Annotated in this window: 11 protein-coding genes; 5 read left to right on the top strand and 6 right to left on the bottom strand. The window is 69.8% G+C overall.

Features of this window, described 5'->3' with window-relative positions; translation table 11 throughout:
* Positions 1–127: 127 nt before the first annotated feature.
* Both ABZ434_RS17375 and ABZ434_RS17370 read left to right on the top strand, forming a co-directional pair.
* Positions 128–733, top strand: coding sequence for an NAD(P)H-dependent oxidoreductase (locus ABZ434_RS17375; protein ID WP_359136793.1), 606 nt, complete (start codon positions 128–130; stop codon positions 731–733).
* Positions 734–856: 123 nt separating this feature from the next.
* Entirely contained in the window at positions 857–1816 is a 960-nt protein-coding gene (locus tag ABZ434_RS17370; RefSeq protein ID WP_359136790.1) for an MBL fold metallo-hydrolase, read from the top strand.
* A gap of 87 nt (positions 1817–1903) precedes the next feature.
* Here the strand turns inward: ABZ434_RS17370 and ABZ434_RS17365 are convergent, their stop codons facing one another.
* Complete coding sequence (locus ABZ434_RS17365) at positions 1904–3409, bottom strand: PLP-dependent aminotransferase family protein (protein ID WP_359136787.1); 1506 nt, start codon at positions 3407–3409, stop codon at positions 1904–1906.
* Positions 3410–3438: 29 nt separating this feature from the next.
* Between ABZ434_RS17365 and ABZ434_RS17360 the strand changes: the two genes are divergently transcribed.
* Entirely contained in the window at positions 3439–4314 is an 876-nt protein-coding gene (locus ABZ434_RS17360) for a methyltransferase domain-containing protein (RefSeq protein ID WP_359136784.1), read from the top strand.
* A 195-nt stretch (positions 4315–4509) separates the two neighbouring features.
* On the opposite strand, the gene ABZ434_RS17355 is transcribed toward ABZ434_RS17360, so the two are convergent.
* Entirely contained in the window at positions 4510–4968 is a 459-nt protein-coding gene (locus ABZ434_RS17355) for an Asp23/Gls24 family envelope stress response protein (protein WP_359136782.1), read from the bottom strand.
* 243 nt (positions 4969–5211) lie between these two features.
* Positions 5212–6588, bottom strand: a complete 1377-nt coding sequence (locus ABZ434_RS17350) for a cellulase family glycosylhydrolase (RefSeq protein ID WP_359136779.1) — start codon at positions 6586–6588, stop codon at positions 5212–5214.
* A gap of 450 nt (positions 6589–7038) precedes the next feature.
* On the opposite strand from ABZ434_RS17350, the gene ABZ434_RS17345 reads away from it, so the two are divergent.
* Together ABZ434_RS17345 and ABZ434_RS17340 are read left to right on the top strand one after the other, a co-directional pair.
* Positions 7039–8061 (top strand): LacI family DNA-binding transcriptional regulator, encoded by a 1023-nt coding sequence (locus tag ABZ434_RS17345; protein WP_359136776.1) that lies wholly within the window; start codon positions 7039–7041, stop codon positions 8059–8061.
* Positions 8062–8617: 556 nt separating this feature from the next.
* Positions 8618–9706 (top strand): lytic polysaccharide monooxygenase, encoded by a 1089-nt coding sequence (locus tag ABZ434_RS17340; protein WP_359136773.1) that lies wholly within the window; start codon positions 8618–8620, stop codon positions 9704–9706.
* Between the two features lie 198 nt (positions 9707–9904).
* On the opposite strand, the gene ABZ434_RS17335 is transcribed toward ABZ434_RS17340, so the two are convergent.
* The 3 genes from ABZ434_RS17335 to ABZ434_RS17325 all read right to left on the bottom strand — a co-directional run bounded on the left by ABZ434_RS17335 (position 9905) and on the right by ABZ434_RS17325 (position 12807).
* Positions 9905–10666, bottom strand: a complete 762-nt coding sequence (locus ABZ434_RS17335; RefSeq protein ID WP_359136770.1) for a class I SAM-dependent methyltransferase — start codon at positions 10664–10666, stop codon at positions 9905–9907.
* Positions 10667–10795: 129 nt separating this feature from the next.
* Positions 10796–12010: a glycosyltransferase gene (locus ABZ434_RS17330; RefSeq protein ID WP_359136767.1), complete on the bottom strand. Its 1215-nt coding sequence runs from the start codon at positions 12008–12010 to the stop codon at positions 10796–10798.
* The gene (locus tag ABZ434_RS17325; RefSeq protein ID WP_359136763.1) at positions 12007–12807 is read right to left on the bottom strand and encodes a MerR family transcriptional regulator; all 801 of its coding nucleotides are present in this window, start codon (positions 12805–12807) and stop codon (positions 12007–12009) included. Before ABZ434_RS17325 ends, ABZ434_RS17330 begins: the two co-directional genes overlap by 4 nt.
* Between the last annotated feature and the right edge of the window lie 77 nt (positions 12808–12884).

Genomic DNA, 12884 nt, shown 5'->3' with positions numbered 1-12884 from the left:
CCACGTGGAGGTGGCCGGCCGGTGCCGGCCGCCTCGGTGGCGGCACGCGGGGCGTTACGCAGCGCGCGGCGCCCACGTTCCGACGGGACGACCGTCCCGTGTGCGGCATTCGAAGGAGTTCCACGACATGGCACGCGCTCTTGCTCTCGTCTGCACCCTGTCACCGTCCCCGAAGCGTTCCAGCAGCCACTTGCTGGCGGATCAGATCATGGCCGAGCTCTCCGGTCTCGGCGTGGCGGGAGAGACCGTACGCGTGGTCGACCATGACGTGCGTCCGGGGGTGGCGCAGGACATGGGCGAGGGAGACGCGTGGCCCGAGCTCCGCCGCAAGGTGATGGCCGCGGACATCGTGCTGGTGTCCACCCCCATCTGGCTGGGGCACCCCTCCAGCGTGTGCCAGCGCGTGTTGGAGCGTCTCAACGCCGACATCTCGGAAACCGACGACGGGGGCCGGCAGCTGACGTACGGCAAAGTGGGTATCGCCGCCGTGGTCGGCAACGAGGACGGTGCGCACAAGGTGAGCGCCGATCTCTTCCAGGGACTCGACGACCTGGGTTTCACCCTGCCGCCCGGAGCGGTGTCGTACTGGGTCGGCGAGGCGCAGCACGGCACGGACTACCAGGACCTGGACGGGACGCCCGAAGCGGTCGCCGCCACGACGCACACCCTCGCCGTCAATGCGGCTCATCTCGCCAAGGTGCTTGCCGAGAACCCCTACCCGCCCGTGTCGTAGCAGGACCTGCCGCGCCGCCAGGAGCCCGGGGCAGGCTCCTCGCCCCCACCGTCAGCGTCCGCGATGGATACTGACGGCTCGTCATCCGTAGTGGGTGACAAGCCGCTTGCGCCAGGGGGATGCATGGAGACCGGCACTGGAGGCCGCGGGCCGCGGGTGACCGACGCGCTGCGGGGCCTGCGGGCTCCGAGCCTCGCACCATGGACGTATCTGAACGATCTACCCACTCCGCCGCGGCCGGGGGCGCCGCGGGCCGTGTTCCTCGGCGTGTCCACGATCCTGCTCGACGACGGCGACACCGCGATCCTCACCGACGGGTTCTTCAGCCGCCCCGGCCTCCTGCGCATGAGGTTCGGCCGTCTACGGCCGGACCGCGCCCGCATCGCCGCCGGTCTGCGCCGGGCCGGTCGCGACCGTCTCGACGCGGTGTTCGTCGTCCACTCGCACTACGACCACGCCCTGGACTCCCCCGAGGTCGCCGCCATGACGGGTGCCCGGCTCATCGGTTCCCCCTCCACCCGCAACATCGCCCGAGGGCAGGGGTTTCCCGACGACCGTTTCCAGCAGGTCGTCACCGGCGAGCCGTTCGCGATCGGGCGCTTCACGCTCACCGCCCTGCCCGCCCGCCACAGCCCCGGCGACCTCGCCCCCGGCCGCATCGAGCGGCCGCTGCGGCCCCCGGTCCGCGCCACGGACTACAGGACCGGTGACTGCTACACCCTTCACGTCCGGCACGGCGCGCGCCGGCTCCTGGTCCACGCCAGCGCCCACAGCCTGCCCGGCGCCCTCGACGGCCACTTCGCCGAGACCGTGTATCTGGGGATCGGCGCGCTCGGCAAACAGGATCGCGCCTTCCGGGAGGAGTACTGGCACCGGCTGGTCACGGCCACGGGCGCTCAGCGCGTCGTCCCCATCCACTGGGACGACTTCTTTCGCCCCCTCGACCGCCCTCTCCGCCCCTTCCGCGCCTTCCTGGACGACTTCACGGCCACCATGGAGTACCTGACCCGGAAGGCCGATGCCGAAGGGGTTGCCCTGGCACTGCCGGTCGTGGGCCGGCAGACCGACCCGTGGCCGTCCTGACAACCCGGCGGCAGGCGTCACGACCCGGCCGCCCGGATGCCCCGTGCTGTGCGCAGACCGGTCGAGCGGGCACGACACCCGCCCGCATCAGGCGCCGGAACCGACGCCGCTGTCCCGCAGCACCTCCCCGAGTATCGAGACGCCCTCGTCGATGTCGGTGGGTGTGCTCGCGGCGTACCCCAGGACCAGCCCCGGCCGGCGGGGTCGCTGGCTGTGCCAGGACAGGGGATGAACCTTCACCTCGCGGGCGAGTGCGGTGGCCGCGAGCTCCGTGTCGGCGCAGTCGGCGTCAAAGGTGACGGTCAGATGCAGGCCGGCCGCCGCACCGTGCACGAGGGCGCCCGGCAGGTGGGTGGCGATGGCTTTGATCATGGCATCCCGGCGGTGACGATGGTGCCGGCGCAGGTGGCGCAGTTGACGTTCCATCGCACCCGACTCCATGAACCGTGCCAGGACGAGCTGGGGCAGGGCCGCGTTGCCCAGGTCGGCGAACCGTTTGGCGTCCACGAGGGCGTCGCGGTACTTCGGCGGGGCGAGGACCCATCCGATGCGCAGGGCCGGCGCGAGGAGCTTCGAGACGCTTCCGGCGTAGACGACGTTCTCGGCGAGCACCGACCGCACGGCGGGCACCGGAGTCCGGTCGTAGCGGTGCTCGGCGTCGTAGTCGTCCTCGATGATCAGACCTCCGCATTCGCGTGCCCAGCGCGTCAGTTCGCCGCGCCGGCTGCCACGGAGAACCACGCCGGTCGGGAACTGGTGCGCGGGGGTGAGAAGTACGGCCGCTTCACCCGTGGCGCGCAGCTCATCGACGCGTATGCCTTCGGAGTCGACCTCCACCGGCGGGGTGGCCAGTCCGCAGTTGTGCAGGAGCTGCCGGGACCCGAGGGAGCCGGGGTCCTCCACGGCCACCGCGGAGAGGCCGTCATCGCGCAGCACCCGCCCGAGCAGGCTGAGCGTCTGGGCGGTGCCGGCGACGATGAGGATCTCGTCGGGGTCCGCCCTGATGCCGCGGTTGCGGGCGATCCAGTTCGCGATGGCCAGGCGAAGTGCCGGTGTACCGCGTGGGTCTCCGTATCCGAGGTCGGATGCCGCGAGGTGGTCGAGGACGCGGCGTTCGGTACGCAGCCACGCCGCTCGCGGGAACGCGGCCAGGTCGGGAAACCCCGGGGAGAGGTCGATGCGTGCCCGGGCCCTGCGCATCGTGTCGAAGATGGCCGCGCCGGGCGCCGCGGCGAACAACGCCTCGGGTGACGGTGAACTGGTGGGTGTGGGAGGTCTGGTCACCGTGATCGGCGCGGGGGCACCGACCACGATCGTGCCGTTGCGTCCGCGTCCGGCGAGGTGACCGTCCTCCACCAGGCGTTGGTACGCCTCGGTGACCACCCCGCGCGATACGCCCAGTTCACCGGCCAGGACCCGGGTGGCCGGCAGTCTGCTGCCCACCGGCAGGCGCCCGTCCGCCAGCGCGAGCCGGATCTGCCGGGCCAGCCAGTCGGACTTCCCGCCCTCCGGAGCCTCGTCGATGGCCAGATGCAGGAAGTCGGCCCCCGCCGTTATGGACCGGCCGGGAGCACCCTCATTGGATCTGTTCATCGGGCCATTGTGGCAACAGAGTTGGGGCCATGAACACAGTCACCACTCCCTCCGCCCCTGTTCCGGCGGGCGATTACGTGCATGGATACTCGCCGCGTGAGGGACGGCGACTGGGCGACCAGGCGGACATACTGGCGCAGTTGCTGCACGCCGGCACGGCCTACCCCGCAGGCAGTCGGGTGCTGGAGCTCGGGTGCGGGATCGGCGCCCAGACCGTCCATCTGCTCCGCTCCAGTCCCCGGGCACACATCGTCGCGGTCGACCGATCCGAGGATTCACTGGCGCAGGCCCGCGCCCGCGCCGCGGAGTTCGCGCCCGGGGCGCGGGTGGAGTGGCACCGCGCCGACGCGTACGACCTGCCCTTCGCCGACGGGGAGTTCGACCACGTCTTCGTGTGCTTCGTCCTGGAACACCTGACGGACCCCCGGCTGGCGCTGGCCGGCCTGCGCCGCGTGTTGCGGCCCGGGGGCACCATCACCGTGATCGAGGGGGACCACGGGTCGGCGTTCTTCCACCCAGACAGCGCGCATGCCCGGGCGGCGATCGGCTGCCAGGTCCGCCTCCAGGCAGCCGCCGGGGGGAACGCGCTGCTCGGCCGGCAGGTTCAGCCGCTGCTGGCCGATGCCGGTTACGGCGATGTCGTGGTCCGGCCACTCACGGTCTACGCCGACCGGACCCTGCCCGCGATGGTCGACGGCTTCACCCGCAACACCTTCATCGCCATGGTCGCGTCGGTCCGGGACAAGGCGGTGGCCGCCGCCCTCACCTCAACGGCCGAGTGGGACCAGGGGATCGCCGACCTGCACCGCACCACCGACGACGACGGAACGTTCCACTACACGTTCTTCAAGGGCGTCGCCGTGAACCCACCGGCTGCCCGCACCGCGGCCCCCCGCCACAGCTGAGTACTCGGCCGGGGAAAGGGTTTCGTTCCGCGCACGGGCAAGGGTGCGCACCGGTCACCGCGTGGCCGCCGCCCCAGTGCCGGGCGCCGGGCGGGCCGGACTCCCCCGAAGCGGGTCGGGACGGCGTGCCCGGGCACGCGATGCCGTCGGCGCTCGCGCCTCCGTCCGAGTCCGCCGCACCCGGGCGGGTCCGTCTCACCTGACGCGTGACTTCGGCGCAGAACCCTCGTCGTCGTCACCGTCGTCATCGGATTCCGGGACGTGGACGTCGATCACCTTGATGTTGATCTCGACGACTTCCAGTCCCGTCATGGTCCCGACCGCGTCCGTGACATGGGTGCGGATGTCTCGGGCCATGTCCATGATGGCGATGCCGTACTCCACCACGATGTCGACGTCGATGGCGGTCTGCTTCTCGCCGACCTCCACCTTCACCCCGCGGCCGTGGTCGTTGGAACGGGAGACCTTGTCCTTGACCGCCCCCAGAGCCCGCGAGGCGCCCCCGCCGAGGGAATAGACTCCCTCCGTCTCCCGCACGGCTATCCCGGCGATCGTCGCGACCACGGTGTCCGCGATGACGGTGGTTCCCCGGGTTCCACCCGATGTGTCGCTCGTTCGCAGTTCAGTGCCACTCCGGCTGTCGATTGTCGCCATGAGTTCCTCGCACAGAGTTGATCGAACAGGGGCGGATCGAATCGAACACATTGCTCCGCCGACCTGTGCTCCAGTAGTTCCACTCTGCTCCGGAAGACTGCCCTGCGCCATTCAGGTGGGAGGCCGGCGCACCGCGGCCCCCACGACCGTCCCACCGGAGCACTTCCGGCGGGACGGTCGCAGGGTGTGTCAGGTCATGCGCAACCGGGCCGCCGCCCGGTCGAGGGTGCGCGCATGACGTCGTCAGCTGGTGGGGAAGTTGTCCGCGGTGCTGATCCGGCTCTTGAGCAAGGTCCCCGATTCGGTCAGCACACCGCTGCTGCTGTAGTCGCTGCCGTCGCAGGTGCCGGGCCGGAGCGCCGCGCTGCTCTCAGGAGCGTCGGAGTAGGTCCAGTTCGCGTAGCCGATCTTCAACTGATCCAGCAGATCCAGCCACGCCGTAGTGCTCGACCGGTCCAGCGCTCCGCCTCCCGTGGCGCTCACGGTGCCGAATTCGGTGACGAAGAGCGGGAGTTGAGAGGACGCCCGGCTCACCGCGGCACGGTAGGAGTCCTTGTGGCTCGCGGCGTAGAAGTGGAACGCGTACATGATGTTGGACGCATTGACAGGGTTGTTGACGACCTCGCTCTCGCTGGAACCGTCGGAGACCCCCAGCGAGGACCAGCCGCGCGTACCGACGATGACGACAGCGTCCGGGTCTGCGGCCCTGATCACCGGAATGACCTGTTCGGCATAGTTCTTGATGGCCGTCCAGCTCACCCCGTTGGGCTCATTGGCGATCTCGTAGATCACGTTCTTCTTGCCCGCGTTGCGGGCCGCCACGGACGCGAAGAACGTCTTCGCGCGGTCGAGGTTGTAGTTCGGATCGCCCGGCGTCAGCGTGTGGAAGTCGATCATCGCGTACATGCCGCGCGCTTCGGCCATGTCGACGAGGCTGTTCACCCGGCTCGTGAATCCTGCCGGGTCGGTCTCGTAGCCGTCCTCCTGCACGTACATGGCGACGCGCAGCAGGTCTGACTTCCAGTCCTTCGCCAGCGCGTCCAGGGAGGCGTTGTTGTAGCACTGACTGAACCACTGGATGCCGTGCGTGCTCATCCCCCGCAGCTGTACGGGGCGGTCGTACTGATTGCACAGGTGCACTCCGCAGACGTGAACCTGTCCGTTGATGCCCACGGGGGTGCCGTCGCCGCCCGGGTCGGGCGTGGGGGTCTCGTCGACGGACCCCGTACAGGCGACGCCGTTGAGCGTGTACGCCGTCGGCTTCGGGTTGGCGCCCGTGAAGGAACCCACCATCCCCACCTCGACGGCCGCACCGGTGTTCAGCGTGCGGTTCCAGTCGATTCCGGCGGCGGTGACCGTGGAACCGGACTGCGACCAGGTGGCGTTCCAGCCCTGGACGAGCTTCTGGCCCGCGTCCGGCATCGCGATGGCGAGCTTCCAGCCGGAGATGGGTGCACCGAGGTTGGTGATCTTCACACCGGCCTGGAAGCCGCCCTGCCACTGGCTGGTGACCGTGTAGTCGACCTTGCATCCGGTGGCGGCCACGGCCTGGGGGCTGAAGAAGCCCGTGAGGCCCAGGATCGTCGCACAGGTCGCCAGTAGTGCCAAAAAGCGTTTCATAGCATTCCTCCTCGCACGAAGTGAAAACGACGCAATGGGAGCGCTCCCGCCGCGTCAACAGATGAACCACCGGTTCCGTTGTCGAGCGGAAACGGCCTTGACCCGGGGTGGGTTGACCACGCGTCATCGTGGGGTCAACCCGCAGAACGGGTCACTCAACGACATTGCGCCCCGTTCGACGCCAAGCTTTTGGGAGCGCTCCCAATCTCGGGGGACGCGCGACGCGCCGTCAAGCTGTTGGACAGGATTCGCCTTCACTGTCCATGCGGGGCGCCCAAAAATCACCGGCTCGTCACATGACGCGGTCGCACCCGATGACCACGGACGCCGGCGCCGCTCCCCCGCGTTCCCCTGCCTCTCCGACATCGTTTCGAGGGCCGCCTCTTCTCCGAATTCTTTCGGGCCCAGCACCCGACGGGCCGTAAGATCGGATGTCTTGGGGGTGGGAACATGCTGAAGCGAAGTTCCGGCACACCGACGCTGGAGGAAGTGGCCGCCCTTGCCGGAGTGGGGCGCGGCACGGTCTCCCGGGTCATCAACAACGCGTCGGGCGTCAAGGCGTCCACACGCCGGGCCGTGCAGCGCGCCATCGACGAACTGGACTACGTTCCCAACCTGGCCGCACGCTCACTGGCCGGGCGGCGCGCGGACGCCGTCGCGCTGGTGATGACGAAGACGGACTGGCGGCTGTTCGGCGAGCCGTTCTTCTCGGAGGTCGTGCGAGCGGTCGGCGATGCCCTGACCGAGGCGGACGTACAACTGCTGCTCACGCTCGTCCGCACGGACGCCGAACGGCAGCGGCTCGTGAAGTACGTGCGCGGCGGCCGGATCGACGGGGCGCTGCTCATGTCCGTACGCGCCGAGGACCGCTTGCCGGACATGCTGGCCGACGCCGGGCTGCCCACGGTACTGCTGGGCAGGCGCTCGGACGAGGAACGGGTGACGTATGTGGACGCGGACAACGTGGGCGGCGCGCGGGCCGCGGTCGCCCATCTGACGCGCGGCGGGCGCAGAGCCATCGCCGCCATCACGGGCCCGCCCGAGATGTACGCCTCCCGGTGCAGACTGCGCGGCTACCGGGAAGCGTTGAGCGAGGCCGGGCTCGACGAGGTGCCGTCCCTGATCGCACAAGGCGATTTCAGCGAGGCGAGCGGGCGACGGGCGATGGCCGGGCTCATCGAGCGGCACCCGGAGGTCGACGCCGTCTTCGCCGCGTCGGACAGCATGGCCGCCGGGGCGATGACCGCCCTGCACGCGGTGGGGCGCCGGGTCCCGCAGGATGTGGCGGTGATCGGCTTCGACGACTTCGAGCTGGCTGAACAGACCGAGCCGCCCCTGACGACCGTTCGCCAGCCGATGGAGGAGATCGGCCGGACCATGGTGCGGCTGCTGCTGGAGGAGATGGACCAACCGCAGGTCGCCTGGCGCCATGTGATCCTGCGGACGCAACTGGTGGTGCGCGAGTCGACCTGAGGCATCCGGGTGCACCCAGTTCGACCGCCGGAGCGACCCGGCTGCCGTCACCGGACCGAGCGCCCGCCCGGTGGGCCGATCCACGGGAGCGCTCCCGGGGTAACGGGCGCCTGGCTGCCGGGCGTTGCTCCCCCGCCCTTCCCTGACCTGCCCCTTCGGGATCAGCCCGTTGCATTCCGTCCCTATACCTTGTCAGGGACACGTCGGCACTTCTACAGTCCTCTACTAAACAACATATGGGAGCGCTCCCATCCGTGATGAGGGTGTGCTTCCGATTCCCTGATCGCCCCGTCCGGTCCCCCCTCCCGGAGAAGCCCGGCATGCAAGCTCCACCCGCGTGGCCCGATCGCCGCGCGCAACCTGCTCAGCGAACAGCGCAACGCTCCCACCACCGTCGCGGAGACGCGGGTGCCGTCGAGGCCGGGCCCGGACGCCCGGGCCGACGCAGCCGTTGACGGAGGTCCGACGGACGGGACCGACGTCGGCGAACCGAGCGATGTGACCACAGGAGACAGGCCCGGCCGGAAGACAACCCCACACAGGCACAGGAGACAGCATGACTCGACGCAGGAAACAACTTGCCGCTCTGGCAACGGTGCTGGCAACGCTGCTCAGCGGAATAGCCCTCACGTTACTGGGCCAGGGCAACGCGCAGGCGCACGGCGTGACGATGACGCCGGGGTCGCGCACCTACCTCTGCTGGCTGGACGCCAAGACCAGCACCGGCTCCCTGGATCCGACCAATCCGGCGTGCCGGGCCGCGCTGGACGAGAGCGGCCCGACCGCGTTGTACAACTGGTTCGCCGTGCTCGACTCCAACGCGGGTGGGCGTGGGCAGGGTTATGTCCCGGACGGGAAGCTGTGCAGCGCCGGCGACCGGTCGCCGTACAACTTCACCGGATACAACGCCGCGCGCTCCGACTGGCCCCGCACACACCTGACCTCCGGGAACACCATCCAGATCAAGCACAGCAACTGGGCAGCGCATCCTGGCTCGTTCCGGGTGTACCTGTCCAAGCCCGGCTACTCGCCCAGTACCGAACTGGGATGGGACGATCTGGAGTTGATCGACACGGTCACCAACCCGGCGCAGACGGGCTCGCCGGGAACCGACGGCGGCCACTACTACTGGGACATGAACCTGCCTTCCGGGCGCTCGGGTGACGCGGTGATGTTCATCCAGTGGGTTCGCTCGGACAGCCAGGAGAACTTCTTCTCCTGCTCCGACGTCGTCTTCGACGGTGGCAACGGCGAGGTGACCGGCATCCGCGGCTCGGGCGGCACACCGACCCCGGACCCGACACCGACCCCGACACCCACGCCGACCGACCCGCACACCGGGTGCATGGCCGTCTACAGCGTCACCAGCTCCTGGGGCGGCGGCTTCCAGGGGTCTGTCGAGGTCATGAACCACGGCACGACAGCGCTCAACGGCTGGGCCGTGAAGTGGATGCCCGGCGCGGGTACCAAGATCAGTAGCGTGTGGAGCGGTGCGCTGACGACCGGCTCCGACGGCGCGCTCACGGTCAGGAACGTCGACTACAACCGGACCGTTCCGCCGGACGGGAGCGTCACCTTCGGGTTCACTGCGACATCGACCGGCAACAACTTCCCGGTCGGCTCGATCGGCTGCGTCAACCAGTAGCAGACGATGAAGGCGGTGCCGGCTCCCCCGACGTGCGGGAGCCGGCACCGTCGTACCTCCGGGCCGGCCGTCACGCGAGGCGACGGAGGGACAGGGCAGGCGCCGTGCACCCCGTCCCCTTCCCGGCCGCAGTCCATGGGCGGGCGAGCCGTTGCCGAGGCCGTCACGAGCGCGGCCGGCCCAGCTCGAGGTGCGCTGTCAGTCCAGACGGGCCTTCCAGATCTCCTCGCTGGGCCATTGCCGCGCCCAGTCGGCGGAGACCTCCGGGTAGTCCCTGGGGGCACGAGGGGGCGCCTGAATCTCGATCAGGTCTTCCACGACGAATCCGCAGGACCGCAGCAGACGGAGCATCTCCCCGTGCGGCAGGACGAACTGCACGTGGTTTCCCGCATCCAGCCGGCCCAGGCCGAACTGCCCGCGGGACAAGGTGGTGGACGCAGGTCCCTCGGGCGGGAGACACAGCGCGAACAGGGGCGAGTAGCGCATGAACACCAAGTGGCCTCCGGGAACGAGAAGCCGGGCCGCTTCCGGGATCCACCGGTAGGGGTCGCACCACAACGAGGCGCCGTACTCGCTGATCGCGAGGTCGAACGTGTCGTCCTCGTAGGGCACCGTCTCGGCATTGCCCAGGAGAAGGGGGAAGTCGATCCCGGACTCCGCCTGCATCGCGCGAGCGGTCGCGAGCTGGTTCTCCGAGAGGTCGATCCCGACCGGGTGGGCCCCGGCCTTGGCCAGCCAGGCCGAAACGTAGGCCGTGCCACAGCCGAGCTCGATGGTCCGCATCCCGGCCATGCCGTCCGGCAACACGGAGACCTCGGACTCCGGCGTTGCCCACAAGCCCCACCGGGGTTCTGCCTGCGCCCAGTGATCGCGGGCGAGCGGCCCGTGCCAGGCAGCCGCCTCGTCGTCCCAGTAGCGTCGGTTCTGCTCCAGATGGTCCCCAGGGTTGTCATGAGTCATGGTGGCATTCGACCGAAGCCGCCGGTGTTCCGGCAAGGCATTTACCTCCTCGTCGGCCCCGCCGGATCAGATGGTGATCCGGCGGGGAATCCGGCGAACCGTCGCGTGACGAGAAAAAGCGGATCGGCGTCATCCCTCGGTCATCTGCCGGACGGCCTTGAGCACCGCGTCCGCCCCGTTCTCGGTCATCAGGTGTCGCGCCGCTCTCGCGGCGGCTCGGCTGTGTGCCTGCCGCCGCACTACGTGGTCGAGTGACTCGGCGAGCCGTTCGGCCGTGAGGGCCCGGTAGGGAATCGGATCGGTGGCGGCGCCGATGGCGGCGAGCCGACCCGCCCAGAACGGCTGGTCAGCGGTCACCGGCACGGGGACCGCCGGCACTCCGGCACGCAACGCGGCGGCCGAGGTCCCGGCACCGCCATGGTGGGCCACCGCTGCCAGCCGTGGGAACAACAGGGTGTGCGGTACGTCCCCGATGGTGAGCACGTCATCGCCGTCGGCCGCGAGCCCGGCACTTCCGGCCTGAAGAATGCCGCGCAGCCCGGCCCGGCGCAGGGCTCGCACCGCGATCTCGCTCAGTCGTTCCCCCTCGCCCGCCGCCATGCTCCCGAAGCCGATGAGGACGGGCCGCGGCCCGGCGCCGAGGAAGTCCTCCACGTCCGGGGGCAGGCGTTCGGCCGCGTCATGACTGGGCCACCAGTTGCCCACGACCTCCAGGCCCGGCCGCCAGTCGGTGGGGCGTGGCACCAGTGCCGTACTGAATCCGTGCAGGACGGGCCAGTTGGCCTGTTCTTGTCGCCGACGCATCGCGGTGGCAGAGGCCGGCGACAGCTGGAGGCGGTGACGCAGTCCTGCGACCGCTTGCTCGTAGACGCGATCGGCCATGCGGAGAGCGAAGCGTCCGGCTGCACGGTTGGCGAGGCGGCCCAGCGAGCGGGAGCCGGTGACGTTGGGAGGGAAGTCGCCGGTCGGTGCCGTGGGCTGGAGATACACACCGAGGCTGGGTATGCCCGTGGCCTCGGCGAGGTGCCAGCCGAGCGGGGCCGTCGTGGTGGACAGCAGGAGCAGATCCGCGCCCTCGGCGACCACGTCGGCGAACCCCTGGCCCAGTTCGGTGATGAACGTGGCCGCGGTGCGCATCAGTTCACGTCTGCCGTCGGTGCCGCCGCTCGCCCGCGTACCGCCGGGGAGACCGCGGAACTCCAGCCCGGTGTCGCTCACGAGGGGTGCGAAGGTGTCTGTGGTGGCGAGGACGACGTCATAGCCGGCGCGGCGCAGTTCGACGCCCAGGCCCGTATACGGCGCGACGTCGCCGCGCGATCCGGCCGCGGCGATCACGACCCTCATCGGCACTCCTCGACGTCGGCGCGCCCACCGGTATGGCGGGCAGCATTGGCATGGACCGCTTTGCACGCATAGGCGGCGAGGCCCGGACGTTGCTGCGACGGCGGGACGACCATGGCGAAGGCGCGCGGGTCGGCGACGAAATCGTCCGCGATCCGCCGGTGCATGTCGGGCGGACAGGAGGTGAACCACCGTGAGATGTGCAGGCGGTGTTCCTCGGCAAGGTCCATGGCCCGCTCGCCGTTGCTCGGCTCCCCCTCGTCGAAGGCTGCGAGCAGCTCCGCGCGCCAGGCTGCGGCCTCGCCCATGAGGCGGCGCCAATCCTCCTTGGTGTGAGCGGTCGCACGCGCCATCGCCTCGCGCTGTCCCTCCGAGTGCGCCCACTTCAGCTCGGCCTCGGTGGCATAGCTCAGGTCGAAGGCGATCTCGCCGAAGACCTCGAAGCGTTCCTGAGGAGTCAGGGACACACCGGTCTTCTGCACTTCGATGGCCCGCTCAGCCACCTCGGCCAGCCGCTGCAGCCTGGCGATCTCCTCGCTCAACTGCCGCTGCCGTTCGCGCAGGCGCTCCAGTGGGTTCGCCTGCGGGTCCTTGAAGATCGCGGCGATCTCGTCGAGGGGGAAGCCCAGCTCACGGTAGAAGAGGATCTGCTGAAGACGGACGAGGTCTGCCTCGCCGTAGAGCCGGTAACCGGCGTGGCTGCGGTCACTGGGCGAGAGCAGCCCCGCCTTGTCGTAGTGATGCAGCGTACGCACCGTCACGCCGGCGAAGGCTGAGACCTGCCCCACGGAGTAACTCATCCACCTGTCCTTTCGTCAGCACACAGCTTCAAGCCTGACGTAAGGGGAGGGTCAACTCGCGCTTCGGCTTCCCCGCT

The sequence above is a fragment of the Streptomyces sp. NPDC005761 genome (genome assembly GCF_040630635.1).
Taxonomy (GTDB): domain Bacteria; phylum Actinomycetota; class Actinomycetes; order Streptomycetales; family Streptomycetaceae; genus Streptomyces.
Note: the sequence above shows the minus strand (reverse complement) of the source record. Positions and strands in the feature narration are given on the sequence as shown.

Excerpts from the sequence above, each read along its gene's own strand:
- ABZ434_RS17375 (WP_359136793.1), top strand. The coding sequence starts at position 128 with ATGGCACGCGCTCTTGCTCTCGTCTGCACCCTGTCACCGTCCCCGAAG.
- ABZ434_RS17370 (WP_359136790.1), top strand. The coding sequence starts at position 857 with ATGGAGACCGGCACTGGAGGCCGCGGGCCGCGGGTGACCGACGCGCTG.
- ABZ434_RS17365 (WP_359136787.1), bottom strand. The coding sequence starts at position 3,409 with ATGAACAGATCCAATGAGGGTGCTCCCGGCCGGTCCATAACGGCGGGG.
- ABZ434_RS17360 (WP_359136784.1), top strand. The coding sequence starts at position 3,439 with ATGAACACAGTCACCACTCCCTCCGCCCCTGTTCCGGCGGGCGATTAC.
- ABZ434_RS17355 (WP_359136782.1), bottom strand. The coding sequence starts at position 4,968 with ATGGCGACAATCGACAGCCGGAGTGGCACTGAACTGCGAACGAGCGAC.
- ABZ434_RS17350 (WP_359136779.1), bottom strand. The coding sequence starts at position 6,588 with ATGAAACGCTTTTTGGCACTACTGGCGACCTGTGCGACGATCCTGGGC.
- ABZ434_RS17345 (WP_359136776.1), top strand. The coding sequence starts at position 7,039 with ATGCTGAAGCGAAGTTCCGGCACACCGACGCTGGAGGAAGTGGCCGCC.
- ABZ434_RS17340 (WP_359136773.1), top strand. The coding sequence starts at position 8,618 with ATGACTCGACGCAGGAAACAACTTGCCGCTCTGGCAACGGTGCTGGCA.
- ABZ434_RS17335 (WP_359136770.1), bottom strand. The coding sequence starts at position 10,666 with ATGACTCATGACAACCCTGGGGACCATCTGGAGCAGAACCGACGCTAC.
- ABZ434_RS17330 (WP_359136767.1), bottom strand. The coding sequence starts at position 12,010 with ATGAGGGTCGTGATCGCCGCGGCCGGATCGCGCGGCGACGTCGCGCCG.
- ABZ434_RS17325 (WP_359136763.1), bottom strand. The coding sequence starts at position 12,807 with ATGAGTTACTCCGTGGGGCAGGTCTCAGCCTTCGCCGGCGTGACGGTG.